Source organism: Arthrobacter rhamnosi (assembly GCF_054510975.1).
This window is the reverse complement of record NZ_JBTNDN010000006.1, coordinates 57,379-82,025: the sequence shown is the minus strand read 5'-3', so window position 1 is coordinate 82,025 and position 24,647 is coordinate 57,379. Positions and strand designations below refer to the sequence as shown.

Genomic DNA, 24,647 nt, shown 5'->3' with positions numbered 1-24,647 from the left:
TCTCTCCGGTTCGGTGGGGGGACTAGCGGCTGCGCCGACGGCGGGCAGGCGACTTGCGGCCCGCGAGGGCCGAGCGGACACCGTACGAGAACGCCGACACCTTGATGAGCGGAGAGCCGATCGTGGCGGCAACGAGCGACGACAGGGCGGAGATGTTGGCCGACGCGTCGGAGACGTTCGAGGTGATGCCGTCGACGGTCCTGAGCTGCTGGTGGGTGGTGCTCACCGTGCTCGTGACCTCCTCGATCAGCGGGGTCGTCTCGTCGGTGACGGTGCGGATGGCCTTGCGCAGCTCGTCGAACACGCGGCCGAGCTTCCAGATCGGCACGGCCAGCAGCAGTACCAGGACAGCGAACACGCCAGCAGCTATCAGGCCCGCAATATCTCCACCTGACATGGGCGGTCTCCTTTACGCAGGGGTGCACCGCCTCTCGGGCGGGCATGGGAATTCTTGCTCCTAGTACCTTACAGAACGAAGAGCCCGCGGCGTGTGCCGCGGGCTCTTGGTCTGCACGTCTCGCTCGAGGCTGCCCGATACGGTCAGCCGGCGCGACTAGCGTGCGTAGTACTCGACGACGAGCTGCTCTTCGCAGGTCACGGGGACCTCGGAGCGCTTCGGGCGACGCACGAGGCGCGCCTGGAGCTTGTCGAGCTGGACGTCCAGGTAGCCGGGAACGGCGGGGAGGACGTCGCGGTGCGCACCAGCGGCAGCAACCTGCAGCGGGACCATGGTCTCGCTGCGGCTGTGCACGTGGATGAGCTGGCCTTCGGCCACGCGGAACGACGGGCGGTCCACGCGGGCGCCGTCGACCATGATGTGGCGGTGGACGATGAGCTGGCGCGCCTGGGCACTCGTACGGGCGAAGCCGGCACGGAGCACGAGGGCGTCGAGACGCATCTCGAGCAGTTCGATCAGGTTCTCACCGGTCAGGCCTGCGGTCCGGCGCGCTTCTTCGAAGATGCGGGCCATCTGCGCTTCGCGGATGTTGTACTGGGCGCGCAGACGCTGCTTTTCGCGCAGGCGTACGGCGTAGTCACTGTCCTGCTTGCGACGCGCGCGGCCGTGCTGGCCCGGCGCGTACGGCCGACGCTCGAGGTACTTCTCGGCCTTGGGGGTCAGAGCAATGCCGAGGGCCCGCGAAATGCGGACCTTGCGGCGGGCACGTGTGTTGTTAGCCACGTTCACCTTTCGATTTTTGCGGCGAAGAAGCGGAGGCCCCGAGGGCATCCGCACTTCCTGGTGTCGCTGGCCTCCACTTGCGGAGAGCCGGGATTGGCCGCTTCCCGGTACTACAGTGCGCTGCGACCCTGGCCGCCACCCCGAACCGGACAGCAGGAAACCTGCGGAACGGCGGAGGAGGGAGGCTGGTACACGGCGACTTGCCAGTCAGCCTTCAATGCTAGCAGTCGGCCCACCGGGCCACCGAATCGTAGCGAGGGGAAACCTGCGCCCGTCCATCTCGCACCGCCCCGCCGGGCGGTGTCGGGCCGTGTCGGGCCGTGTCGGGCCGTGTCGGGTCTGTCCCCGGCGCTACTTCCCCCGGATGATCCGCCGGAGCTTCGCGAGGCGGGAGGCGATGTCCCGCTCGACGCCCCGGTCCGTCGGCTCGTAGTAGTCGCGTCCCACGAGGTCGTCCGGTGCGTACTGCTGCAGGGCGATGCCGTGCGGCTCGTCGTGCGAGTACACGTAGCCCTTCCCGTGCCCGAGCTGCGATGCTCCCGGGTAGTGCGCGTCCCTCAGGTGGGCGGGGATCCCCTGGCCCCGGCCGGCCCTCACGTCCGCGATGGCAGCGTTCATGCCGTTGTACGCGGCGTTCGACTTCGGGGCGGTCGCGATGTGCACCACGGCCTCCGCGAGGATGATCCGTGCCTCGGGCATGCCCACGAGCTGCACTGCCTGGGCGGCGGCGACCGCGGTCTGGAGGGCGGTCGGATCGGCCATCCCCACGTCCTCGGACGCGGAGATCATCAGTCGCCGGGCGATGAACCGGGGGTCCTCCCCCGCCTCGAGCATCCGTGCGACGTAGTGCAGCGCGGCGTCGACGTCCGACCCTCGGAGGGACTTGATGAAGGCGCTCGCCACGTCGTAGTGCTGGTCCCCCGCGCGGTCGTAGCGCAGGGCGGCGACGTCGACGGCCTTCTCGGCGTGGTCCAGCGTGACTCGGACGGGAGCCGCGTCCCCGCCTGCGTCGTCGCCCGCTCCGTCGTCGTCCTCGCCGTCGGTCCAGTCCTCACCGCCCCGGTGCGCGCCGGGCTGCGGTTCCCGTTCGGAGTGTGCGACGCCGGCCGCCGCCTCCAGCGCCGTCAGGCCGCGCCGCGCGTCACCGGCCGCCAGGCGGACGAGGTGCTCGAGTGCCTCCTCCGAGAGTTCCACGGTGCCCGCCAGGCCGCGCTCGTCGTCGACGGCGCGCTGCAGCAGGCCGCGGATGTCCGATTCGTCCAGCGGACGGAGTGTCTGCAGGAGCGAGCGGGACAGCAGCGGTGACACCACGGAGAACGAGGGGTTCTCCGTGGTGGCGGCGATCAGCACCACCCACCCGTTCTCCACGCCGGGCAGCAGGGCGTCCTGCTGGGCCTTGTTGAAGCGGTGGATCTCGTCGAGGAACAGCACGGTGGTCTGCCGGTACAGGTCCCGGGAGGTCAGGGCGTCGTCCATGACGCGCCGGACGTCCTTGACCCCCGCGGTGATGGCGGACAGCTCGACGAACTTCCGGCCCTGGCCGCGCGCGATCACATGGGCGAGGGTCGTCTTGCCGGTACCGGGCGGGCCCCAGAGGATCACGGACGACGGCGCTGCGTGGGCTCCGGGATCGTGCTCGCCGGCGAGCGTGCGGAGCGGTGATCCGCGGCCGAGCAGGTGCTGCTGCCCCACGACCTCGTCCAGGCTGCGGGGACGCATGCGCACGGCGAGGGGGCTGCGGGGCCGCACGACGCCGGGCGCACGGACGCCACCGGCAGGTGGGTCGTCCGACTCGTCGTCCTCCGCCGCGGCACTGAATAGATCATTCACAGCGCCAACGTTACTGTGGGGCACTGACCCGGCCGCTCCCGCGGTGGCCCCGTGCGGTTGCCGTCCCGAGCGGAAAGGAAGGCCATGCCCGCCAGATACGTCCTCGTCGAGGTGCAGCGCCTCGACGGCTGGCTCGCCCGGTTCGGGGAGCGCAACGGCTCCTACTCCCTGCACCCCGAGGCGGAAAAATCCGACGGTTCCGTGAGGGTGACGGGCGCCAACGGCTGCACCGCAGTCCTCAGCCCACCCCTGCCGGGAGCGCCGGCACCCGCCGGAGCCGGCGCGGACGACCTCCTGCGGGCCCTGGTGTCCGGGGTCGACGCATCGGCCGTCGTGGGCCTCCTGCTGGTCCGGCGCGGCGGCTACTCCGTCGGGATCGCCCGGGCGGGCGCGGTCCTGTCCTCGAAGACGGGGACGCGGTACGTCCAGGGCAGGACGGCCGCCGGGGGCTGGTCCCAGCAGCGCTTCGCCCGCCGGCGCGCGAACCAGGCCGATGCCCTCGTGGAGGAGACGGCCGCCCGCGCCGCGGCGCTCTACGCAGCGGAACCGCCGTCGTGCCTCCAGCTCGGCGGCGACAGGGCCCTGGCCACGAGCACGCTCGGCGAGCCGGTGCTCGCCCCCTACGCCGGGCTCCCGCAGGTCCCCTTCCTGACGGTGCCCGATCCCCGCTTCGCGGTCCTCAAGGAGGCGGCCCGCTCGGCGCTGTCGATCAGGATCACGGTGACCGACCCGCCGACCGTTCCCTGACGCAGTCCGTTCCCGCACTCGAACCGGGCCGGAGCCGTGCCTGTCCGTGCCCGCGCCCTGACCGATCCTGTCTCACTCCTGCCCGCGCCCGCGCTCTGACCAGGCCGGAAGCGTGTCTGCCCGCCCTGACCGCCCCGGGGGTGATGTGCTCCAGACCCGCTCAGGCGTCCCGGGAGGCCGCCGTGCGCAGGGCCGTGATGGCGGAGGCGGCGTCGTCCGCCCCGTAGACCGAGGAACCCGCGACGAACACCGTGGCCCCGGCATCCGCGGCACGGAGGATGGTCTCCTCCGTGATGCCGCCGTCGACCTGGATGACCAGGTCGAGTCCCGCACCCTCGATGGCTGCCGCGGCCCGGCGGATCTTCGGCAGCGTGAGGTCCAGGAAGGACTGCCCGCCGAAGCCCGGCTCCACCGTCATCACGAGCAGCATGTCGAGTTCGCCGAGCATGTCGAGGTACGGCTCAATGGGTGTCGCCGGCCGCAGCGCCATGGCCGCCTTCGCGCCGGCGTCCCGCAACTCCCGGGCCAGCTTCACCGGAGCCGTGGCCGCTTCCGCGTGGAAGGTCACGGACGCGGCGCCCGCCTCCGCGTACTGCGGCGCCCAGCGGTCGGCGTCCTCGATCATGAGGTGCACATCGAGCGGCAGCGGGCTGACCTGCTGGATCCGGCGGACGACGGGCAGACCGAGCGTCAGGTTCGGCACGAAGTGGTTGTCCATCACGTCCACGTGCACGGCGTCAGCGGAGGAGATGCGCTGCAGTTCGGCCTCGAGGTTGACGAAGTCCGCCGAGAGGATGCTCGGGTTGATACGGAGGTGCGTCACAGCCGTTCCTTTCGTTGCGGGTACACCCGGAGCGAGGTCCGTCGTCATGGGGTCTTCCGGAGCAGCGCGAGGTACATCGCGTCCGTGCCGTGGACGTGCGGCCAGAGCTGCGCACTGGTCCCGTGGCCGGCACCGAGCGCTCCCCCGATGCTCACGGCGTCGAGCGCCGCACCCGCATCGAGCCGCTCGAATCCCGGGCGCTTCCGCAGGCAGTCGTCGACGACGGCGTCCGTCTCCGCGTGGTGCGGCGAGCAGGTCACGTAGGCGACGACGCCGCCCGGCGCAACGGCGTCGAGGGCGGACGCGAGGAGGTCGCGCTGCAGGGGCGCCAGCCCCACGAGGTCCGCCGGCTTGCGCCGCCACCGGGACTCCGGGCGGCGCCGCAGCGCTCCGAGGCCGGTGCAGGGGGCGTCGACGAGGACGCGGTCGTAGCGGTCCGGCTGCTCCCGCCCGACCTCGCGCCCGTCGCCCACGCGCACCGTCCACGAGTCCTCGGGCAGCGGCCGCAGGGCCTGCCGCACGAGCTGGGCGCGGTGCGGGACCGGCTCGTTCGCGGTGAGGTGGACGCCGCTGTCCTGGCCGATCGCCGCGAGCAGGGCCGTCTTGCCGCCGGGACCGGCGCACAGGTCGAGCCATTCCTCCGCGCCTTCCCCGCGTCCCGTCCCGAGGTCCACGGCGGCCAGGGCACGGGCCACGAGCTGCGACCCCGAATCCTGCACGCGGATGATACCCGTCGAGACCCCGGGAAGCCGGCTGACGTCGCCGCCCGAGTAGTAGGCCGAGCCGGGAGCGAGGCCTCCGGGCTCGGCTCCTTCCGCCAGCGCGTCGTCCAACAAGGCGAGTCCCGGCAGTGCCACGAGGTGCACCACGGGCGCAGCATTGTCCGCGGCCAGCAGCGCGTCGATCTCGGCGACGTCGCGCCCATGGGCGACGAGTGCCTGGCGCAGTGCGCGGACGATCCACTCGGGGTGGCTGTACGTCAGGGCTGCGATGGCAGTCGCGTCCGTCATGCCGTCGACGAGCTCGCCGATCCACCCGTCGAGATCGTGCGCGGTGACCTTGCGGAGCACGGCGTTGACCAGCGACGACGGTCCGGCACCGATGACGGCGCGCACCAGTCCCACGGTCTGGTCCAGGGCGGCGTGGGCGGGCACGCGCATGGCGAGCAGCTGGTGGACCCCGATCCGCAGCGCGTCCAGCACCGCGGGATCGAGCTGGTCGAGTGGCCGGTCCACGCAGCGGGCGAGGACGGCGTCGTAGGTCCCCTGGCCCCGGAGGGCCCCGTAGGTCAGTTCGGTCGCAAACCCGGCATCCCGGCGGTCAAGTTTGTGCTTGCGGATGCTCGCCGGCAGCACAAGGTTTGCGTAGGCGTCCTCGGCGGCGACGGCCCGCAGGACCTCGAACGCCACCAGGCGTGCGGGATCGGCACGGCGTGTGCGCTGCGCCGGGGCGGCCTGCGAGAACTGCCGCTCGCCGCCCCGGTTGCGCTCGCGCCCCTGCTCGTTGCGCCGCCGGTTGCTGCCCTGCCCCCCGCCCTTGCCGGCTGATCCCCTGGCCCCGGAGCCGCCGGACCCGCCGGACCCCCCGTTGGTTCCGCCGGATCCCCTGTTCGTGCCTCCGGTAGCGCTCACTCGAACACCAGCTCTCCGCGCGTCGCCGCGCCACGTGCCCAATCGAGGGCATCCATCATCTTCTTGCCGGCCGGCTGGAGAGTCCCGAGGGCCACCGGTTCCGTACCCGTCCCTACCCGCACTTCCCGCCCGACGACCTGCAGGGCACCCGGTGCCGGCCGGGCAGGCCCGCCTCCGGCGTCGGACGCCGTTCCGGTGCCGTGCGCCGGAGGCGCTACCGAGCCGATCTTCACACGCTGACCGTCGAGGGTGGTCCATGCACCGGGTTCGGGGGTGACCGCATTGATGCGGCGCCGCACCGCGACGGCCGGCTGCAACCAGTCGATGCGCGCGTCGTCGATGGTGAGTTTCGGTGCGAAGGTCGGCTCACCGGCCTGCGGGGTGGCCGTCACGCGACCGGCGTCGATGCCGGACAGGGTCTGCACGAGGAGGACTGCGCCGCTGTGCGACAGCCGCTCGAGGACCTCGCCGCTCGTGGCCCCGGGCTCCAGGGTCTCGGTCATGACACCGAAGACGGGCCCCGTGTCGAGCCCTTCCTCCAGCCGGAACGTGGTGGCCCCTGTGATGTCATCCCCTGCGAGCACGGCGTGCTGCACCGGAGCCGCACCCCGCCAGGCGGGGAGCACGGAGAAGTGCAGGTTGATCCAGCCGTGCTCGGGAACGGCGAGTCCGGCCGGCGGCACGATCCCGCCATAGGCGACGATCGCCGCCGCGTCGAGGTCCAGGGTCCCGAGGTGGTCGATCAGTTCCGGCGTGAAGCGGTTCGCCTTGAGGACCGCCAATCCCAGGTCCTCGGCGGCCGCGGCGACCGGGCTCGGGGTCAGGACCTTCCTGCGGCCCACCGGAGCGTCGACGCGGGTGAGCACGGCGGCGACGTCGAAGCTGGCGTCCACGAGGGCACGCAGCGACGGCACGGCGACCTCGGGTGTCCCGGCGAACAGGATCCTCATCGGGCGCCCTGCCCGGACGTCCCCGTGCTGCGGGTCGCCGTTCTGCCGGCTGCGGGCCCCGGCGTGAAGCTCGAGCCGAGCGACAGGGAGCGCTGCGCGGCGGTGCGGGAGGTGACGCGGTTGTACTCCGCGCTGCGGATGGCCCTGAGGGCGTTCTTGCGGTCCTCGCCCTCGAGGCGGTCGATGTACAGGGTGCCACGGAGGTGGTCGGTCTCGTGCTGCAGTGCCCGGGCCAGCATGCCCGTCCCCTCGACCACGACGTCGCCGCCCGAGACGTCCTTGCCCGTGACGCGTGCCCAGTCCGTCCTGCCCACGTAGCTTCCCAGACCGGGGACCGACAGGCAGCCTTCGACGTCGGACTCCCCCTGGGACTCCCCGCCGACCTCGAGCACCGGGTTCACCACGTGGCCCTGCACGCCGTCGACGCGGTAGGTGAACACCTGCAGCCCGATGCCGACCTGGGGAGCGGCGAGGCCCGCTCCCTGGACATCGATCATCGTCTCGGTCATGTCCTCGACCAACCGGGCCAGCTCCGGTCCGAAGTCGGTGACCTCCGCTGCCGGCGTGCGGAGGATCGGGTCGCCGATCATTCGGATACTCAGGACGGCCATCGGTGCTCTGTTCCTCGCTTCGGTCGCGGAACGCGCGGAATGCGCGGAGATTGTCGGTGCCCGCGGCGTAACGCCGCGAGGCTCGCATCAATCCTAGTGCCGCTGGATGGCGCGCCGGGCAGGAACCGACTCGGGAACGCGACCCGCGCCAGAACCCGGTGACCAAGCCCCGCGCCAGAACCCCCGCCCGGAAGCGCGGCCGACCTCAGGCGGGCAGTGCGGACACGGTCGGGGCGACCTTGCCGGGCGGGGGCCCGATCGGCAGCAGGGCCCGCCCGGCCTCCTCGGCGTCCAGCCCTGCCTCCCACGCCCGCCGCAGGGCGCAGAACCGCAACCAGTGATTGCGCAGCACGGCCGGGTTGGCCCGCATGGCCCGCACCTCGGTCTGTCCCACCGCGACCCCGAGCAGGAGCGGCTGGTCCCCGTGCGCCCAGGGGCGCCATTCGCCCTTCTGGGGATCCACGAGCGATTCCTCCGCCTTCATCCCCGCGACCAGCTGCATGACCACCTTGTCGTCGAGGGCCTTCACGAAGCCGTCCCTGTCGGTGTTCTTGGTCTTGTAGTCGATGAGGCACGTCCTCCCGCCGATCGTGGCCACGAGGTCCAGCGTCCCCGCGTAGCCAAGTTCCGTGTTCCACACGGTCAGCTCCGGTTCGACGGGACGGACGTCGTACAGCTCCCACCACTCGTCGAACCGCTGCGCGAAGCCCCCCTCGCCGTTCTCCTCCAGCACCAGCCGTGCGGCGTCGAGCTCCTCGGGGCGGCCGAGCGCCCGCAGGGCTACCTGCTCGCAGTAGTGGTGCACGCGCGTGCCCCGCTGGGCGGCGTCGTCCCGATAGCGTTCGGCTGCCGCGGCGGCCTCCTTGACCGCCGTCCTGAGCTCCGTCGGATTCGACAGCGCGCCGGGAAGGCGCGGGTCCCGTGACAGCGCACTGGCGGCCATGTGGCCGAACCAGCCGCCGAGGGAGCTGGGCAGCTGCGAGATGACGGTGGTGATGGACGGGACGGATGGCTGGTCCGCGGTGGAACGGGCGTACATCCTGCCGTGGGGTGTGGCATGTGCCAGGAGCGGGGCGGTCATGATTCCAGTCTCTCAGGTGCCTCTGACAGGTCCAGGACACCGCGGCCAGACAGGGTGCAGATGTCCCAGGACACCCCGGCCGGACACGGCGGGCCGACGCCGATTGGACGAACCTCCAAACGTCCTATAGAGTTTTTTCTCGTTGGAAAACGAAGAAACACCGCGAAATGCACGGCATCGAACGGGAATCTCGGGTGTTTTTTCCTTCTGCGGACGTAGCTCAGCTGGCTAGAGCACCACCTTGCCAAGGTGGATGTCGCGGGTTCGAATCCCGTCGTCCGCTCGCAAGTCACTGTAAAGCCGGATCAGTCCGGTGACCGGAGCCATCCGGTCATGGTGGGGTGGCCGAGAGGCGAGGCAGCGGCCTGCAAAGCCGTATACGCGGGTTCGAATCCCGTCCCCACCTCGTTACGGTACGAGCACCATGAAAATGGGCGATTGGCGCAGCGGTAGCGCGCTTCCCTGACACGGAAGAGGTCACTGGTTCGATCCCAGTATCGCCCACTACGGCGCCCCCTCGGGGGCGCTTTTTTGCGGACGTAGCTCAGCTGGCTAGAGCACCACCTTGCCAAGGTGGATGTCGCGGGTTCGAATCCCGTCGTCCGCTCTCAGGCCGGTCGTCGGCCGTTGCCCGGTCCTGGCGAGGACCGGGCATTTTTTGTGCCCCGTTTCATGCCCTGTTTTATGCCCTGCGCGTACCCGCCGCCCTTCTGCCCCTTCTCGGGGGACATCCCCAGCGCCGTGCCCTAAGATCCATGGTGCGGAAACGGACTGCGTTTCCACGACCGAAAGGAGGTGTCCGTGGGTTTATTGGATGGGCTCAAGGGCAAGGCCGGCACCCTCGCGGGTAAGGCGACCGAACTCATTGGCGATAATTCCGACAAGGTGAAGAACGGCATCGGAAAGGCTGGCGGCTTCGTCGACAGCAGGACCCATGGCAAGTACTCACATCACATCACCGGAGTGCAGGCGAAGGCTTCGGAGATGGTCGACAGGATCGACAAGAAGGACGGCAAGGGCGACGTCGGCCCTACCTCCCCGCCGGCCGTGTAATTCCCAGCCCGGCAATAAGGAAGCGCCGGTCCCGCCGAGAGGCGGCACCGGCGCTTCTCGCGTCTGCGGGGTCCGTCGGTCCTCCTGCAGGACAGCTAGGACGCCACCTCGCTCCCCTGGCGCGCCAGGGCCGTGAGGCGGGAGACCGCGCGGTAGTACTTCTTCATGTAGCCCCCACCCATCATCTCCTCCGTGAAGAGGTGGTCGAAGGTGGTCCCGCTCGCCATGATCGGCACGTCCCGGTCGTACAGCCTGTCGGCCAGGACCACGAAGCGCAGGGCCACGGCCTGCTCGGTGATGGTCTCCACGTTGTGCCATGCGACGGCGTCGATGCCGTCGAGGAGCTGCCGGTAGCGGCTCGGGTGCACGTCGGCGAGGTGCCGGATGAGGTCCCCGAAGTCGTCCTCCGCGAGGACGCCGCCGGAGTAGGAGGAGATCCGCTCCTGCAGGGCGGCGTCGTCGAGCGCGTCCGGAGCCTGCGGGAGCCCGCGGTGCCGGTAGTCCTCGCCGTCGATCCGTGCCACCTCGAACTGGTCCGCGAGAACCTGGATCTCCCGCTGGAAGTCCTCCGCGGCGAAGCGCCCGTCACCCAGGGACCCGGGGAGGGTGTTCGACGTCGCGGCGAGCTTGACGCCGGCGTCGGCCAGTTCCCTCATCAGGCGGGACATCAGCACGGTGTCCCCCGGATCGTCGAGCTCGAACTCGTCGATGCACACGAGGCTGTAGCTGCTCAGGGCGTCGACGGTCTTGCGGAAGCTCAGCGCACCCACGAGGTTCGTGTACTCGACGAACGTCCCGAAGGCCTTTTTCCCCGAGGACGCATGCCACAGCGAGGCGAGCAGGTGGGTCTTGCCGACGCCGAATCCGCCGTCGAGGTAGATCCCCGCCCGCGTCGTGGCCTTCTTCCCGCCGCCGAACAGCTTGCGGAACCCCGACGGCTCGGGCTCGTTGACGGAGGTGGCGAACTCGCGGAGCTTGGAGACGGCCGCCGACTGGGACGGCTGCTGGGGATCCGGACGGTAGGTGTCGAAGGACACCTCCCCGAAGCGGGGCGATGGGTAGAACCCGCCCAGCAACTCGTTGACGGAGACCTTGGGCGATCGCTCTGTCAGGTGTTCGATGGCTGGCACTGGGGACCGCTTTCTATTTCCGGCAGGGGGGCGGCCCACGGGCGGCCGCTTCGCTAGGCAAGAATACGTCAAACCGGAGCACGCCCTCCCGGATGATCCGCGCCCGCCCCTCCTTGACCGGACGCTCCGGCACCGTTCCCGGTGCTGGTCCCGACGCCGTCTCCGGTGACGTTCCCGATGCCTCCCCGGTACGTTCCGCCTGCCCTGCGCGCTGCGTCGCCCTCCGCTGCAGCCCCGGAAGTAATTGCCGCAGCGCGTGGTTAGGCTAGGTGGAAGGACGCGCACCGCGGGCACAGACCGCGGTGCAGACAGCTACGCGAAAGGCCCCCATGACCCTGGCAGCAGATCCGCAGGACAAGTTCTCCGAGTACGCCCACCCCGAGCGGCTGGTCTCCACCGACTGGCTCGTGGCGAACCAGGGCGCCGAAGGCCTCGTCGTCGTCGAATCGGACGAGGACGTCCTGCTGTACGAGACGGGCCACATCCCCGGCTCCGTCAAGATCGACTGGCACACCGAGCTCAACGACGAGGTGTCGAGGGACTACATCGACGGGGAGGGCTTCGCCCGGCTCATGGCCGCGAAGGGCATCTCCCGCGACTCCACGGTCGTCATCTACGGCGACAAGAGCAACTGGTGGGCCGCGTACACCCTCTGGGTCTTCACGCTGTTCGGGCACGAGGACGTCCGCCTCCTCGACGGCGGCCGGGACAAGTGGGTGGCCGAGGGCAGGCCGATGACCACCGACAAGCCCGAGATCACCGCAAGCGACTACCCCGTCGTCGAGCGCAACGACGCCCCCGTGCGTGCCTTCCTCGGCGATGTGCTGGAGCACCTGGGCAAGCCCCTCATCGACGTGCGGTCCGGTGACGAGTACACCGGTGCCCGCACCACCATGCCCGCCTACCCCGAAGAGGGCGCACTGCGGGGCGGGCACATCCCCACCGCGGTGTCCGTCCCCTGGGCCCGCGCCGCCGCGGAGGACGGGACGTTCCGCACCCGCGCGGAACTCGACGCCATCTACCGGGACGAGGCCGGACTGCAGGAGGGGGACGACGTCGTCGCCTACTGCCGCATCGGCGAGCGCTCGAGCCACACGTGGTTCGTCCTGACGCACCTGCTCGGGTTCGGGAACGTGCGGAACTACGACGGGTCGTGGACCGAGTGGGGCAACGCCGTGCGCGTGCCGATCGTCCGGGGCAGCGAGCCCGGCGAGGTACCCGCGGCAGCGGCACGGGCCGCGCGATGACCGGCGGCGCCGTCCCGGCGAAGCTCGCCGAGATCATCGACGACTTCCAGGACCTGACGGAGCCCGACCGACTCCAGCTGCTGCTCGACTTCTCCCGGGAACTCCCGGACCTCCCCGAGCGGTACGGCAACCACCCCGAGCTCCTGGAGCAGGTGGTCGAGTGCCAGAGCCCGCTCTTCCTGACCATGGAGATCGGCGACGAACCGGAGCGACCGGTCCACCTGTTCTTCTCGGCGCCGCCCGAGGCGCCCACGACGCGCGGGTTCGCCGGGGTGCTCCTCGAGGGACTCGACGGCTTGCCCGCCGAGGAGCTCCTTGCCGTCCCGGACGACGTGCCCGACCGGCTCGGGCTCACCCGGGCCATCACCCCGCTGCGGATGCGCGGCATGGCCGCGATGCTGGGGCGGATCAAGCGGAAGATCAGGGAAGCGCAGTAGCCTTCGGGTCGGGCGCCTTCCCGCCGGGAAGCGTCCGCCCGAACAGCCGCCCGCCGAGCCAGCGTTCGACCACGGTCTCCCACCGCTCCGGGTCCACGTTCCACTCCTTCGTGTGGCGGGCGCGGTGGAACCGCTCCAGGGTGACGAAGGCCGGGTTCCTGGCGGCCAGTTCGGCAGAGGGGCCGATGGGCACGAACTCGTCGTCCTCGCTGTGCAGGACGAGCGTCGGCAGGGTCAGCTGCTCCGCACGAGCGATCCAGTCCATGCTCTTGAGGTCCAGCGGCGCGGCCAGTCCCGTGATCCTCCGGGCCCGCCGGCTTGCGAGCAGGTACTGTCCGAGTCGTCCCACGGGAGCCGGGATCCGGTTCAGTTCCGCATGGTGCGCCAGGACTTCGATCCAGTTGATGACGGGGCCGTCGAGCACCAGTGCGCTGATCCGCTGCCGGTGGCGCGAGAGGTCCGCCGTCTGCAGGACGATCGCGCCTCCCATGGACCAGCCGAAGAGGACGACGTCGCGGGCTCCGTGGGAGGCGGCGAAATCGATGGCGGCGTCGACGTCGTGCCATTCCGTCATACCGAGTCCGTAGCGGCCGTCGGGCGCCGACGGCGCTTCGCCGTCGTTCCGGTAGGACAGGACCAGGCTGGTCAGTCCGAGGCGACGCGCCGGTCCGAGCGCGCGCAGCGCCTCCGCACGCGAGGCCCCGCGGCCGTGCACCATGATCGCCCACGTGCGGGCGGGTGCCTCTGCGCGGACGAGCCAAGCGGGGGCGGAACCGCCCTCGACCGGGATGAGCACCTCCTCGTCGGCGAAGCCCATCGCCGCCGGCGAGGGGTAGACGGCGCCGCCCCACCAGCCGCGCGTGGCGGCGGCGAGGTCGCCGGCGTAGACCTTCTCCACGACGCGTTCCACCGTGCCTTCGCGCGGCACGTACGAGCGGATCCCCCCGATGCGGGCGTGACCGGTCCCCCGGGTGAAGTGGAGGCTGTACGTGCCCTCGACCGTGGTGTCGTCGTTCGCGGGCAGGATCACGGTCTGCCGGCCGGCGGGGCCGACGACGGCGAGGATGTCCAGGTTCTCGTCCCGGCTGCGCGCGGGTGTCACGATCTGCCGCGCGAAGTAGACGGCGAGTCCCGAGACCGCCCCGGCTGCAGAGGACGCGAGGGCTGCTCCCGCCCCCACCCCCAGCGCCGTCCATTTGAGCCAGGGAGCGGTGGTCCGCTGCGCCGCGGCCGTTGACCTCGTCGATGCCATAGCTCCATTTCTACCCTGCCCCTCCAAGCGCCGTCGATTCGTTGCACAACCCCGGCGTGGTGCCCCGGGATCGGGCAGTACAGTGGCGCCATGACCCAAACAATCCTGGTGCTGACCGAGGAAGTCCTCACCCACGCCGATCTTCGCAACCTGCGGACACTGCAGGGCGAGGAGCCCGCGGACGTCGTCGTGCTGATCCCCGAGGACCGCCACGAGTCCGTCCTGGGCGAGTTCTTCCGCCACCTGAGCCTGCTCGAGGTCGGCGAGGCCTTCCGGACGTTCTCGTCCGACGACCGCCGCCACGACGAGGCCACCGCCCGCACCGCCCTGGCCGAATCCCTGCAGCTCCTCACGGCGGAGGGATTCGCTGCACGCGGGAGGACGACGACGGGGAACCCGGTCGACGCCCTGGTGCAGGAAGCCGCGGACAGTGGAGCCGAGCAGGCCGTGGTCATCACCCGGCCGCATGCCATGGCCGATACGTTCCACACCGACTGGGCCAACAAGGCACAGGACAAGCTTGGCATCGCCGTGCTGCACCTGTACTCCGGCTCGGGATTTATTGGCGACTCGTAGGCGTTGGAGCCAGTATGACTACCGAACACGATGCCTACCGGCCCGAAATCGAGAAGTCCGACGCCGAGTGGCGCCAGGAACTGACACCGCAGGAGTTCCAGGTCCTGCGCAAGGCGGGCACGGAACGCCCCTACACCGGGGAGTACTACGACGCGAAGACGGCGGGCACCTACGAGTGCCGCGCCTGCGGCGCCGAGCTCTTCACCAGCAACGAGAAGTTCGACTCGCACTGCGGGTGGCCCTCCTTCTGGGCGCCGCTGGCCGAGGACAAGGTGCGGTACCTGCATGACCGGTCCCTGGGCATGGAGCGCATCGAGGTGCGGTGCGCCCGCTGCGACTCGCACCTCGGGCACCTGTTCAAGGGAGAGGGCTTCGACACCCCCACCGACCAGCGGTTCTGCATCAACTCGATCTCGATGAAGCTGGTGGCGGCGGAGTAGGTCCTCCCCGCAGGATCAAGGGACTACCCGACAGGCCGGCTCCTCGGAGCCGGCCTGTCGCCTGCCCGGCGTATGAAGCCGCTCTGGTTCTTCCCCCGGAACGCATGCTGTCGAGCATAAGATTTTCTGTACGTTGCTCGGTCAACTGGTAAGGAATGCTGTTCTTGTTGCTACGCTCGCGTCAGAACGACCGTCCGCACGACAGAAAGCAGAAGTCATGACCGTCACGCCCCTCGCGCAGGTAGTATCCGTCCCCCAGGAGACCGCCGCCTGGCACTCCCTGAAGGCCGCAGCCGAGGAACTCCGGCTGCTGCAGGTCAAGGACGGTTCCATCCCCGAGCCCGGGCACCACGCCGCCGCTGCGGACCTGACGGCGGCCATCGTGGCGGCCGTCGAGGAGCTCGCGCCCCTGTTCCCCCACGACGCCGAGTACCTCCGCCGCACCGTCGCCGCCTTCGAGGCATGGCAGGCGAGCGGTTTCGCCGTCCCCGACTTCCTCGAGCCCCTGCTCGCCTTCCAGCCGCAGCAGGACCGGATCGACGGGCTCCAGCACCTCGTCGTCTTCCCGATGTACACGCAGAACGGCAGCACCAGCCGGCTCGTCGAGGCCGTGCTCATCGAAGTGCTCTGGCCCGAGTTCATCGCCGAGCTCGAGGCCGGCGAGTACTCGAACGCACTGTTCGTCCCCATCCGGTTCCTCGACTTCACCGAGGGGTACAACACCAACTCCGCGGTGCTCTTCCCCGAGACCGTCGCCGTCAGCGAGACGCCGACCTTCACCTGGGGAGCCATCTTCGCGGACCGCGAGGCGGCCCGGTTCCGCCGCGTGGTCCGGGCCGCCGCGGACATCACCCGCCTGGAACTGCCCGATGACGCGCTGGAGCTCCTCGACGACCAGAAACTCACCGAGGAGACGTTCGTGATGTGGGACCTCATCCACGACCGCACGCACATGCGCGGAGACCTCCCCTTCGATCCGTTCATGATCAAGCAGCGCATGCCGTTCTTCCTCTACTCGCTGGAGGAACTGCGCTGCGACCTCACCGCGTTCCGTGAGAGCGTCCGGATCGAGAAGGACGAGGACGCCTCTCCCGAAGCGCGGAAGCACGCTCGGCTCGTGCAGTACGCCGTCATCTTCGACCGCATCTTCCGCTTCAGCATCACGGGCAGCCGGGTGCGCAACTACGACGGCCTCGGCGGACAGCTCCTGTTCGCCTGGATGCACCAGCACCGGGTCCTCCACTGGACCGACACCAAGCTGACCATCGACTGGGACGAGGCCGCCGACGTCGTCGTCGCCCTGGGCGAGCAGATCGAGCAGCTGTACTGGCGCTCCATCGACCGTCCGAAGATCGCGCACTGGCTCGCCGCCTACGACCTGGTCTCCGCCACGGTCACCCCGCACCCGGCGTCGGTCTGGGCGAAGGGCCCCGAGGCCCTCGAGCTCCTGGGCCCGCCCCGCGCCCTCACGGACGCGGTGCTCGACGACGAGTTCCCCCTCTCGATGTTCTTCGAGGCGCTCGACCGCAAGATGAAGCCGGTCATCGAGTCCACCGCGGGCATCACGGCGGACGCGGCATGACCGACGCTCCCGGCGGCCGTACCGCCGTCGTAGCGGGTGCCACGAGCGCATCCGGAATCGCCCTCACCCGGCGGCTGGTCGCGGACGGACTCACCGTCGTCGCCGTCGGCTCCGACGGGGGTCGCCTCGACGCGGCCTTCGCCGGGGTCGACGGCGTCGTCCGCGAGGTGTGCGACCTCACGGACGAGGCCGCGGTCGGCGCCCTCGCGGACCGCGTGCGTACCGGCCAGGGCGGGGCGGACGCCCTGTTCCACCTCGTCGGTGGCTGGCGGGGCGGCAGGGGCATCACGACGCAGTCGACGGCGGACTACGAGGTCCTCCACCGCTCGGTCTTCCTCACCCTGTTCAACACGAGCAGGGCGTTCTACGACCAGCTGGCCGAGCGCGGCGGGCGGCTCGCCGCCGTGTCCGCGACGGCGGTGGAGAAACCGACGGCAGCCAACGCCTCGTACGCGGCGGTGAAGGCCTCCGTCGATGCATGGCTCCAGGCCGTGGCCGACGGCTTCGCGCGCGACGGCGCCACGGCCGCCGCCACCGCCGTCGTCGTGAAGGCGCTCCTCGACGACACGATGCGGGAGCAGCACCCCGAACGGACGTTTCCGGGCTACACGCACGTCGACGAGCTCGCCGCCATCCTGGCGTCGCTGCTCGAGTCGCCGGCCGCCGAGGCCAACGGGGCCCGCATCGATGCGGTTCGGGGATAATGGGACAGTGACCGACACCCTGACCTCACCCGCATCCCTGCACGACCGGACCCGGCGCAGCTTCGCGTCCGACAACTACTCGGGCGTGCACCCCGAAGTCCTCACGGCCCTCGCCGCCGCCAACGAGGGGCACCAGGTCGCCTACGGGGAGGACCAGTACACGGCCCGGCTGCAGGAGGTGATGGAGCACCACTTCGGCGAGGGGATCTCCATCTACCCCGTCTTCAACGGCACCGGCGCCAACGTCCTATCGCTGCAGTCGATCCTCCCCCGCTGGGGAGCGGTCGTCTGCCCCCAGACGGCCCACATCAACGTGGACGAGAACGCGGCACCGGAGCGGGTGGGCGGCATCAAGCTGCTGACGGTGCCCACGCCGGACGGCAAGCTGACGCCCGCTCTGATCGACCGGGAGGCCTGGGGCTGGGGGGACCAGCACCGCGCGCAGCCCCTGGCCGTCTCGATCACGCAGACCACGGAGCTCGGCACGCTGTACTCGGTGGCCGAGATCAAGGCCATCGCCGACCACTGCCACGCCCGTGGCATGCGCGTGCACATGGACGGAGCGCGGCTCGCGAACGCCGCCGCGGCGCTCGGGCAGCCCCTGCGGGCCTTCACGCGTGACGCAGGGGTGGACATCCTGTCCTTCGGCGGCACCAAGAACGGCCTCATGTTCGGCGAGTGCATCGTCGTGCTGAACCAGGAGGCGTCCACCGGGCTCGACTACCTGCGCAAGCTCAACATGCAGCTCGCCTCGAAGATGCGCTTCGTCTCCGCGCAGCTCATAGCCCTGCTGGAGGGGGATCTCTGGCTCCGCTCGGCGTCGCACGCGAACGCCATGGCCGCCCGCCTCACCGAGGGCGCCCGGGGCATCCAGGGCGTCACCCTCACGCAGGAGACCACCGCCAACGCGGTCTTCGCCATCCTCCCGCCGGGGGCCGCCGATCGCATCCGGGAGAGCTTCCGCTTCTACGACTGGGACCAGGCGACCGGCGAGGTGCGCTGGATGTGCTCGTTCGACACCACGGAAGAGGACGTCGACGCCTTCCTCGACGCGATCCGCCGGGAAGTGTCCGCCTGATCCACCCTCCGTGCCTGCGCCGTGCCCGGCGCGCCGCCGTCGAACTCGCTCCCGCAGGGCATAGCCTGCGGGAGTGAGTGCAATCGGCGGCGTATCGCAGCTTCCTGCGGAATTCCTCGACGCCCTCTCCGGCCTCCGTAAGGCGGCCCGTCGCAGCGAGATCCGCCTCGAGGAGATACCGGCACCCTCACGGCTCGCGCCCTTCGCCGTAGCTCTCGGCACCGAGGTCGTCGAGGCAACGCCCGTCGCACCCCCGCCGCTCCACGGGCCGGCACGGAACCTCATCCTTCCGCCCGAGCCGGCGGAACTCGCCACGGGGCGGTTCATCCTCCTCTACGATCCCGACGGGTCGAAGGTCTGGAACGGCCGCTTCCGCATCGTCACGTACATCCGTGCCCAGCTCGAACCGGACATGGGCAACGATGTCCTCCTCGGCTCGGTCGCCTGGACCTGGCTCGTGGAGGCCCTCGACAACCATGGCGCACGGCACCACAGCACGGGCGGCACGGCCACGAGGATCCTGTCCGAGAGCTACGGGACGCTCGAGGACCGCGGCGACACGATCGACATCGAACTGAGGGCATCCTGGACGCCTGCGACGGCGGACGTCCGACGGCACCTCGAGGCGTGGTCGGAGATGGTGTGCACGTTCGCCGGGCTGCCGCCCCTGCCGTCCGGCGTGGCGCACCTGCCGGTCCGCCGGTCCTGATCGGGCCACGGTATCGGGCCACGGGCAGCGGACCAGGGTAGCCGGCCCGTGTATCGGGCCCGTGCTGCCGGGCGGGTGGTCCCGTGCGTCGGGCCGTCGCTTCCGGGCGCGGCTTCATGCGGGGATAGACTGAAATCACCATGAGTTCCCACACCTCCGAACAGACGGACAGCACCGGCGCGTCCGATCCAGCCGTCGATCCCGGCACTCCTCCCCTCCCCCTCCTGACCGAGCCCCGCGAAGGCGTCCCGCTCGTCATCGACACCCCGGCCGGCCTCGAGCGTGCCGCAGCCGCACTGGCCGCAGGAACGGGACCGGCAGGAGTCGACGCCGAGAGGGCCTCCGGGTTCCGCTACGGACAGCGCGCGTTCCTGGTGCAGATCCGGCGCGAGGGTGCCGGGACCTGGCTCATCGACCCCGAGCCCTTCGACGACCTGCGCGTGATCGACGACGCCCTCGACGGCGTCGAGTGGATCCTCCACGCGGCCAGCCAGGACCTGCCCTGCCTCTCGGAACTCGGCATGTGGCCGGACAAGCTGTTCGACACGGAGCTCGCTGCGCGCCTCGCGGGCCTTCCCCGCGTAGGGCTCGCCGCCGTCATCGAATCCCAGCTCGGCTTCAGCCTCGCGAAGGAGCACTCGGCGGCGGACTGGTCCAAGCGGCCGCTGCCCGAACCCTGGCTCCGCTACGCAGCCCTCGACGTCGAAGTCCTGACGGAGCTGCGGGACAAGCTCGCCGGCATCCTGGAACAGGACGGCAAACTCGGGATCGCCGAGGAGGAGTTCGAGCACATCCGCCGGACCCCTCCCGCCGAGCCCCGCGTCGATCCCTGGCGCCGCACCTCCGGGCTGCACCAGTTGCGTGACCGCCGGCAGCTCGCCGCGGTGCGGCAGATGTGGCTGGAGCGCGAGGACCTCGCACAGCGCCGCGACGTCGCACCCGGGCGCCTGATTCCCGATTCGGCGATCGTGGCGGCCGCCAAGGCGATGCCGAGCACGGTCCCGCAGCTGCTGGCCACCAAGGGTTTCCACGGCAGGGCCGCCCAGAAGGAAGCACCGCGCTGGCTCCGCTGCATCAGCGAGGCGAAGAAACTCACCGACCTCCCGCCCCTCCACGTCTCGACGAACGCTCCTCCGCCGCCGCGCATCTGGCCGGAGAAGGACCCGGAGGCAGCGGCGAGGCTCCTGACGGCGCGCCCCCGGGTCGCGCAGCGGGCGGAGAAACTCGGCATGCCCGTGGAGAACCTGCTGACGCCGGACTACCTGCGCCGGATCGCTTGGCGCCCGCCTGCCGAAATCTCGCTCGAGTCCGTCTCCGAGGCGCTCGCCGCGCTCGGGGCGCGCCGGTGGCAGATCGAGCAGGTCGCAGCGATCATCACCGTCGCCTTCCTGGACCCCGATCCCCTGCCCGCCAAGGGGCAGCGGGGTGAGGAGCCGGCCCCAGCCTGACGGGAGGGCTCCGGCACACCGCTTGCCGACTATGTTACTCACCAGTAACATAGTCGCGGATCCATCTCCCGCTGGGGGATCCCTATCTCGATGAGGAGCAACAGGTGAGCCTAGCACCAGGGACCGCGTCTCCGCGGAGCGCAGCACGTGCCGTCCGCGACGTCGTCTTCGTCGACGGAGTGCGCACGCCGTTCGGCAGGGCGGGCGACAAGGGCATCTATGCGGGAATGCGCGCCGACGACCTCGTGGTGAAGTGCATCCGCGACCTCCTCCGCCGCAATCCGTCCCTCCCGCCCGAACGCATCGACGACGTCGCCATCGCGGCCACTACGCAGATTGGCGATCAGGGCATGACGATCGGCCGCACCGCCGCCCTCCTCGCGGGACTCCCCCGCACGGTCCCCGGCTTCGCCATCGACCGCATGTGTGCCGGCGCCATGACCGCCGTGACCACCACCGCCTCGGGCATCGCCTTCGGCGCCTACGACGTCGTCATCGCGGGCGGCGTCGAGCACATGGGCAACCACCCGATGGGCGCGGACGCCGATCCCAACCCGCGCTTCCAGACGGAGCGGATCGTGGACCCCGCGGCGCTCAACATGGGCGTCACGGCGGAGAACCTGCACGACCGCTTCCCCGCCATCACGAAGGACCGGGCGGACGCCTACGCAGTCCGCAGCCAGGAGAAGCTCGCCGACGCCTACAGGGCCGGGCAGATCCAGCCCGACCTCGTTCCCGTCGCAGGCAGGAAGCCCGGCTCCGGGTGGACCCTCAACACGGTCGACGAGCCACCGCGCCCCGGCACCACCCTGGCGGACCTCGCCGCCCTGCGCACGCCCTTCCGCCCGCACGGCCGCGTCACCGCGGGCAACGCCGCCGGCCTGAACGACGGCGCCACCGCCGCCCTCCTCGCGTCCGCCGACGCCGCCGCCGAACTGGGACTGCCCGTCCGCATGCGCCTCGTGGCCTACGCCTTCGCCGGCGTCGAACCCGAGGTCATGGGCATCGGTCCGGTGCCGGCCACGGAGAAGGCACTGCGGCAGGCCGGACTGGGCATCTCCGACATCGGCCTGTTCGAGATCAACGAGGCCTTCGCCGTGCAGGTCCTGAGCTTCCTCGACCATTTCGGCATCGACGACGACGACCCCCGGGTGAACCGGTACGGGGGCGCGATCGCCGTCGGCCATCCGCTGGCGTCCTCCGGCGTCCGGCTGATGAACCAGCTCGCGCGCCAGTTCGAGGAGGATCCGTCCGTGCGCTACGGCATGACGACCATGTGCATCGGCCTCGGCATGGGCGCCACCGTCATCTGGGAGAACCCCCGCCACGAGCACTACGGACAGGATGCAGCATGAGCTTCGAACGCTACGACGAACTGGCCGCGCTCGTTCCCGCGGAGATCGTCACCCACTCCTACGTCCAGGACATCACCCTTCCCGGCGGGGCCGGCGTCCTCGCGCTCATCACCCTGGACAACGATTTCGATTCCACCCGGCCCACCACCCTCGGGCCGAACACCCTGATCGAGTTCGGCCGGACCCTCGAGGCGCTGAGGGACCGCGCAGCGCGTGGCGAGATCTCTGCCGTCGGCGTCACCGGCAAGCCCTACTTCCTGGTGGCGGGCGCGGACCTCAGCACCGTCAAGAGCGTCCGGTCCGAGCACCTGGGCCGCCTCATGGCGGAACTCGGCCACGAAGCGTACGACCTCCTCGCCGACCTCGGTGTGCCGAGTTTCGCCTTCATCAACGGTGTCGCCCTGGGTGGCGGCCTCGAGATAGCCCTCGCGGCCAACTACCGCACCGTGTCCTCCGGGGCCAACGGCATCGGCCTGCCCGAGGCCTTCATCGGACTCGTCCCGGGCTGGGGCGGCGTCTACCGCCTACCGCGCCTCATCGGCCCCGCGAACGCCGTAAAGGTCATGATCGAGAACCCCCTGAGCAACAATCGCAGCCTGGACGGCAGGGCCGCCTACGAGCTCGGCATCGCCGACGCGCTCTTCGAGCCCGCCGACTACCTCGAGCAGTCGCTCCTCTGGGCCGCGAAGGTGCTGGCCGGTGGCGAGGCCGCCGACGCCGTCCAGCAGCGTCGTGCCGAGCGTGCACGGTACGACGACGCCGACTGGAAGGCCGCCGTCGCCGCCGGCCGGGCCTTCGTCGAGGCGAAGACCAGCAATGCGGCGCCCGCACCCTCACGGGTCCTGGATCTCCTCGAAGGCGGCCTCACCTACTCGCGGCAGGAATCCGCGGCGGCGGAATGCGCAGCCCTCGCCGAACTGATGCAGACGCCCGAGTTCCATGCCACCGTCTATGCCTTCCTCGACCTCGTACAGAAGCGCGGGAAGCGCCCGGCTGGAGCTCCGCACGCGAAGCTCGCGCGTCCCGTGTCGAAAGTCGGCGTCGTCGGCGCCGGCCTCATGGCGAGCCAGCTGGCCCTCCTGTTCGCCCGCCAGCTCAAGGTGCCGGTGGTGCTGACGGACATCGACCAGGCCCGGGTGGACAAGGGCGTCGCCTACGTCCATGCCGAGGTGGACAAGATGCTCGCCAGGCAGCGGCTGTCCCAGGACGCCGCGAACCGCACGAAGGCGCTGGTTTCGGGGTCGGTGTCGAAGGACGTGTTCGCCGACGCCGATTTCGTGATCGAGGCGGTCTTCGAGGAACTGTCGGTCAAGAAGCAGGTGTTCGCCGAGGTCGAGGCCGTGGTCTCCCCCGAGTGCATCCTCGCGACGAACACCTCGTCCCTGTCCGTGGCCGAGATGGCTGCGGACCTGCTGCACCCCGAGCGCGTGGTCGGCTTCCACTTCTTCAACCCCGTGGCGGCGATGCCGCTGCTCGAGGTCGTGCGTGCGCCCAAGACGGACGACGCCGTGCTGGCCACGGCCTTCGTCCTCGCGAAGGGCCTGAAGAAGAACGCCGTGCTGGTCCAGGACGCGCCCGCCTTCGTGGTGAACCGCATCCTGGGACGCATGTTCGGCGAGATCACCGCGGTCTTCGACGAGGGTACCGACCCGGAGACGGCCGACACCGCCCTGCGCCCGATGGGCCTGCCCATGACGCCCTTCCGGCTGCTCGCGCTGGTGGGCCTGCCCGTCGGCCAGCACGTGCAGGAGTCGCTGCACGCGGCCTTCGGGGACCGCTTCCACGTGTCGGCGAACCAGCAGAAGCTCATCGACGCCGGCATCAAGGGGCTGTGGGAGAAGCAGGAGGACGGCAGCTACGCGGTTCCCGAGTCCGCCCTCGCCCTGCTGGACCGCGGGACCACCCCCTCGTCCGCGGACGAGGTCCTGCGCCGCACGCAGGACGCGCTGGCGGACGAGATCGGGCGCATGCTCGCCGAGGGTGTGGTCGCAGCGCCCGAGGACATCGATCTCTGCATGATCATGGGAGCGGGGTGGCCGATGCACCTCGGCGGGATCACCCCCTACCTAGACCGGGTCGGAGCGTCCGAGCGCGTCAACGGGAAGACCTTCCACCGGGCCTGACGCGCGGAAGGGTCCCTGCGTCCCCGGGCGGGGACCCTTCGTCACCAACTTTCAGGCGCCCTTCGTCACTGACCATTGGCGTGTGCGGGCAGGGGCCCTTCGTGACCAACTTTCGCCCACCCTTCGGCACTGACTATTGGCATGTGCGGGCAGGGCCCGACGCCGCGGGCACGCGCCCTTCGTCACTGGCTACTGGGCATGCTCGCCTACCGGACCGAAGCGCCCCTCGGAGCAGCAGTTGACGCAGGGTTCTGCGAATGATGCCGCCGTACTTCCTGCAGTGGAGCCCTTCATTGACGGTATGATCCACCTCTCAAAATGTCAGTGGCGGCTGACAGACTGGGGCATGGACAACAAGCAGGGACACGAGTTCAGGCACACGCTCTCGTCCCCTTCGCACCCCACCTCGGGCGGTGCAGTCTCGTCCCCTTCGCGCTCCACAACGCACAGCGCGGTTCCGTCCGGTGCGGTCTCGTCCCCTTCGCGCTCCACGACGCGCAGCGCCGTTCCGTCCGGTGCGGTCTCGTCCCCTTCGCGCTCCACGACGCGCAGCGCCGTTCCGTCCGGTGCGGTCTCGTCCCCTTCGCGCACCACCTCGGGCGGTGCAGTCTCGTCCCCTTCGCGCACCGCCAAGGGCAGTGCCGTCTCGGGCAGCACCAT

The 24,647-nt window shown here is 70.4% G+C and carries 24 protein-coding genes and 4 tRNA genes; 17 read left to right on the top strand and 11 right to left on the bottom strand.

Annotation, left to right across the window (positions count from 1 at the left end; translation table 11 throughout):
• Positions 1-22 precede the first annotated feature (22 nt).
• The 3 genes from ACX80J_RS13825 to ACX80J_RS13815 all read right to left on the bottom strand — a co-directional run bounded on the left by ACX80J_RS13825 (position 23) and on the right by ACX80J_RS13815 (position 3,010).
• Positions 23-397: a DUF948 domain-containing protein gene (locus tag ACX80J_RS13825; RefSeq protein WP_087075824.1), complete on the bottom strand. Its 375-nt coding sequence runs from the start codon at positions 395-397 to the stop codon at positions 23-25.
• 156 nt (positions 398-553) lie between these two features.
• On the bottom strand, positions 554-1,180 hold the full coding sequence (gene rpsD / locus ACX80J_RS13820) for a 30S ribosomal protein S4 (RefSeq protein ID WP_055771608.1): 627 nt from the start codon (positions 1,178-1,180) through the stop codon (positions 554-556).
• A gap of 351 nt (positions 1,181-1,531) precedes the next feature.
• Entirely contained in the window at positions 1,532-3,010 is a 1,479-nt protein-coding gene (locus ACX80J_RS13815; protein WP_459348166.1) for a replication-associated recombination protein A, read from the bottom strand.
• Positions 3,011-3,094: 84 nt separating this feature from the next.
• Here ACX80J_RS13815 and ACX80J_RS13810 point away from each other — a divergent pair, with 84 nt between their 5' ends.
• Positions 3,095-3,757 (top strand): acVLRF1 family peptidyl-tRNA hydrolase, encoded by a 663-nt coding sequence (locus ACX80J_RS13810; RefSeq protein ID WP_459348165.1) that lies wholly within the window; start codon positions 3,095-3,097, stop codon positions 3,755-3,757.
• A 160-nt stretch (positions 3,758-3,917) separates the two neighbouring features.
• On the opposite strand, the gene rpe is transcribed toward ACX80J_RS13810, so the two are convergent.
• The 5 genes from rpe to ACX80J_RS13785 form a co-directional block, all read right to left on the bottom strand.
• Positions 3,918-4,580: a ribulose-phosphate 3-epimerase gene (gene rpe / locus ACX80J_RS13805; protein WP_459343276.1), complete on the bottom strand. Its 663-nt coding sequence runs from the start codon at positions 4,578-4,580 to the stop codon at positions 3,918-3,920.
• A 44-nt stretch (positions 4,581-4,624) separates the two neighbouring features.
• Complete coding sequence (locus ACX80J_RS13800) at positions 4,625-6,211, bottom strand: RsmB/NOP family class I SAM-dependent RNA methyltransferase (RefSeq protein ID WP_459348164.1); 1,587 nt, start codon at positions 6,209-6,211, stop codon at positions 4,625-4,627.
• Complete coding sequence (locus ACX80J_RS13795; RefSeq protein WP_459343278.1) at positions 6,208-7,161, bottom strand: methionyl-tRNA formyltransferase; 954 nt, start codon at positions 7,159-7,161, stop codon at positions 6,208-6,210. The genes ACX80J_RS13800 and ACX80J_RS13795 overlap by 4 nt, the downstream gene beginning before the upstream one ends.
• A complete protein-coding gene (gene def / locus ACX80J_RS13790) occupies positions 7,158-7,772 on the bottom strand; it encodes a peptide deformylase (RefSeq protein WP_459348163.1) in 615 nt (204 codons plus the stop codon). Before def ends, ACX80J_RS13795 begins: the two co-directional genes overlap by 4 nt.
• Positions 7,773-7,977: 205 nt before the next feature.
• Complete coding sequence (locus ACX80J_RS13785; RefSeq protein ID WP_459348162.1) at positions 7,978-8,853, bottom strand: cytochrome; 876 nt, start codon at positions 8,851-8,853, stop codon at positions 7,978-7,980.
• A 209-nt stretch (positions 8,854-9,062) separates the two neighbouring features.
• Between ACX80J_RS13785 and ACX80J_RS13780 the strand changes: the two genes are divergently transcribed.
• The 5 genes from ACX80J_RS13780 to ACX80J_RS13760 all read left to right on the top strand — a co-directional run bounded on the left by ACX80J_RS13780 (position 9,063) and on the right by ACX80J_RS13760 (position 9,906).
• Positions 9,063-9,136: transfer RNA gene (locus ACX80J_RS13780), tRNA-Gly, on the top strand.
• Between the two features lie 52 nt (positions 9,137-9,188).
• Positions 9,189-9,259, top strand: a tRNA-Cys gene (locus ACX80J_RS13775).
• A gap of 26 nt (positions 9,260-9,285) precedes the next feature.
• Positions 9,286-9,357, top strand: a tRNA-Val gene (locus tag ACX80J_RS13770).
• Positions 9,358-9,386: 29 nt separating this feature from the next.
• Positions 9,387-9,460: transfer RNA gene (locus tag ACX80J_RS13765), tRNA-Gly, on the top strand.
• Positions 9,461-9,654: 194 nt separating this feature from the next.
• A complete protein-coding gene (locus tag ACX80J_RS13760) occupies positions 9,655-9,906 on the top strand; it encodes an antitoxin (protein ID WP_459310793.1) in 252 nt (83 codons plus the stop codon).
• Between the two features lie 95 nt (positions 9,907-10,001).
• On the opposite strand, the gene zapE is transcribed toward ACX80J_RS13760, so the two are convergent.
• Complete coding sequence (zapE, locus tag ACX80J_RS13755) at positions 10,002-11,036, bottom strand: cell division protein ZapE (RefSeq protein WP_459348161.1); 1,035 nt, start codon at positions 11,034-11,036, stop codon at positions 10,002-10,004.
• Positions 11,037-11,365: 329 nt separating this feature from the next.
• On the opposite strand from zapE, the gene ACX80J_RS13750 reads away from it, so the two are divergent.
• Positions 11,366-12,283: a sulfurtransferase gene (locus ACX80J_RS13750; protein ID WP_459343282.1), complete on the top strand. Its 918-nt coding sequence runs from the start codon at positions 11,366-11,368 to the stop codon at positions 12,281-12,283.
• Complete coding sequence (locus ACX80J_RS13745; protein WP_459343283.1) at positions 12,280-12,720, top strand: SufE family protein; 441 nt, start codon at positions 12,280-12,282, stop codon at positions 12,718-12,720. Before ACX80J_RS13750 ends, ACX80J_RS13745 begins: the two co-directional genes overlap by 4 nt.
• On the opposite strand, the gene ACX80J_RS13740 is transcribed toward ACX80J_RS13745, so the two are convergent.
• Complete coding sequence (locus tag ACX80J_RS13740) at positions 12,704-13,972, bottom strand: alpha/beta hydrolase family protein (protein WP_459348160.1); 1,269 nt, start codon at positions 13,970-13,972, stop codon at positions 12,704-12,706. The genes ACX80J_RS13745 and ACX80J_RS13740 overlap by 17 nt on opposite strands.
• Positions 13,973-14,062: 90 nt before the next feature.
• Here ACX80J_RS13740 and ACX80J_RS13735 point away from each other — a divergent pair, with 90 nt between their 5' ends.
• From ACX80J_RS13735 to ACX80J_RS13695, 9 genes are all read left to right on the top strand, one after another.
• The gene (locus ACX80J_RS13735) at positions 14,063-14,548 is read left to right on the top strand and encodes a hypothetical protein (RefSeq protein WP_459343285.1); all 486 of its coding nucleotides are present in this window, start codon (positions 14,063-14,065) and stop codon (positions 14,546-14,548) included.
• A 14-nt stretch (positions 14,549-14,562) separates the two neighbouring features.
• The gene (msrB, locus tag ACX80J_RS13730) at positions 14,563-14,988 is read left to right on the top strand and encodes a peptide-methionine (R)-S-oxide reductase MsrB (RefSeq protein ID WP_459343286.1); all 426 of its coding nucleotides are present in this window, start codon (positions 14,563-14,565) and stop codon (positions 14,986-14,988) included.
• 217 nt (positions 14,989-15,205) lie between these two features.
• A complete protein-coding gene (locus ACX80J_RS13725) occupies positions 15,206-16,570 on the top strand; it encodes a DUF6421 family protein (RefSeq protein WP_459348159.1) in 1,365 nt (454 codons plus the stop codon).
• On the top strand, positions 16,567-17,274 hold the full coding sequence (locus tag ACX80J_RS13720) for an SDR family NAD(P)-dependent oxidoreductase (protein ID WP_459348158.1): 708 nt from the start codon (positions 16,567-16,569) through the stop codon (positions 17,272-17,274). The genes ACX80J_RS13725 and ACX80J_RS13720 overlap by 4 nt, the downstream gene beginning before the upstream one ends.
• Positions 17,275-17,281: 7 nt before the next feature.
• Positions 17,282-18,352 (top strand): threonine aldolase family protein, encoded by a 1,071-nt coding sequence (locus ACX80J_RS13715; RefSeq protein ID WP_459343289.1) that lies wholly within the window; start codon positions 17,282-17,284, stop codon positions 18,350-18,352.
• A gap of 82 nt (positions 18,353-18,434) precedes the next feature.
• Positions 18,435-19,061 (top strand): DUF3000 domain-containing protein, encoded by a 627-nt coding sequence (locus ACX80J_RS13710; RefSeq protein WP_459343892.1) that lies wholly within the window; start codon positions 18,435-18,437, stop codon positions 19,059-19,061.
• Between the two features lie 140 nt (positions 19,062-19,201).
• Positions 19,202-20,509 carry an HRDC domain-containing protein gene (locus ACX80J_RS13705; RefSeq protein ID WP_459348157.1) on the top strand — a complete coding sequence of 436 codons (1,308 nt, stop codon included), beginning with the start codon at positions 19,202-19,204 and terminating at the stop codon, positions 20,507-20,509.
• A 104-nt stretch (positions 20,510-20,613) separates the two neighbouring features.
• Positions 20,614-21,864, top strand: coding sequence for a thiolase family protein (locus tag ACX80J_RS13700; RefSeq protein WP_459348156.1), 1,251 nt, complete (start codon positions 20,614-20,616; stop codon positions 21,862-21,864).
• Positions 21,861-23,987 (top strand): 3-hydroxyacyl-CoA dehydrogenase NAD-binding domain-containing protein, encoded by a 2,127-nt coding sequence (locus ACX80J_RS13695; protein ID WP_459348155.1) that lies wholly within the window; start codon positions 21,861-21,863, stop codon positions 23,985-23,987. Before ACX80J_RS13700 ends, ACX80J_RS13695 begins: the two co-directional genes overlap by 4 nt.
• Before the next feature lie 321 nt (positions 23,988-24,308).
• On the opposite strand, the gene ACX80J_RS13690 is transcribed toward ACX80J_RS13695, so the two are convergent.
• Positions 24,309-24,647, bottom strand: a complete 339-nt coding sequence (locus tag ACX80J_RS13690) for a hypothetical protein (protein WP_459348280.1) — start codon at positions 24,645-24,647, stop codon at positions 24,309-24,311.

Bases quoted from the DNA above. Each gene is read 5' to 3' on its own strand.
- ACX80J_RS13825 (WP_087075824.1), bottom strand. From the start codon at position 397: ATGTCAGGTGGAGATATTGCGGGCCTGATAGCTGCTGGCGTGTTCGCT.
- ACX80J_RS13810 (WP_459348165.1), top strand. From the start codon at position 3,095: ATGCCCGCCAGATACGTCCTCGTCGAGGTGCAGCGCCTCGACGGCTGG.
- ACX80J_RS13795 (WP_459343278.1), bottom strand. From the start codon at position 7,161: ATGAGGATCCTGTTCGCCGGGACACCCGAGGTCGCCGTGCCGTCGCTG.
- def (WP_459348163.1), bottom strand. From the start codon at position 7,772: ATGGCCGTCCTGAGTATCCGAATGATCGGCGACCCGATCCTCCGCACG.
- ACX80J_RS13785 (WP_459348162.1), bottom strand. From the start codon at position 8,853: ATGACCGCCCCGCTCCTGGCACATGCCACACCCCACGGCAGGATGTAC.
- ACX80J_RS13750 (WP_459343282.1), top strand. From the start codon at position 11,366: ATGACCCTGGCAGCAGATCCGCAGGACAAGTTCTCCGAGTACGCCCAC.
- ACX80J_RS13745 (WP_459343283.1), top strand. From the start codon at position 12,280: ATGACCGGCGGCGCCGTCCCGGCGAAGCTCGCCGAGATCATCGACGAC.
- ACX80J_RS13740 (WP_459348160.1), bottom strand. From the start codon at position 13,972: ATGGCATCGACGAGGTCAACGGCCGCGGCGCAGCGGACCACCGCTCCC.
- ACX80J_RS13735 (WP_459343285.1), top strand. From the start codon at position 14,063: ATGACCCAAACAATCCTGGTGCTGACCGAGGAAGTCCTCACCCACGCC.
- msrB (WP_459343286.1), top strand. From the start codon at position 14,563: ATGACTACCGAACACGATGCCTACCGGCCCGAAATCGAGAAGTCCGAC.
- ACX80J_RS13725 (WP_459348159.1), top strand. From the start codon at position 15,206: ATGACCGTCACGCCCCTCGCGCAGGTAGTATCCGTCCCCCAGGAGACC.
- ACX80J_RS13720 (WP_459348158.1), top strand. From the start codon at position 16,567: ATGACCGACGCTCCCGGCGGCCGTACCGCCGTCGTAGCGGGTGCCACG.
- ACX80J_RS13705 (WP_459348157.1), top strand. From the start codon at position 19,202: ATGAGTTCCCACACCTCCGAACAGACGGACAGCACCGGCGCGTCCGAT.
- ACX80J_RS13695 (WP_459348155.1), top strand. From the start codon at position 21,861: ATGAGCTTCGAACGCTACGACGAACTGGCCGCGCTCGTTCCCGCGGAG.
- ACX80J_RS13690 (WP_459348280.1), bottom strand. From the start codon at position 24,647: ATGGTGCTGCCCGAGACGGCACTGCCCTTGGCGGTGCGCGAAGGGGAC.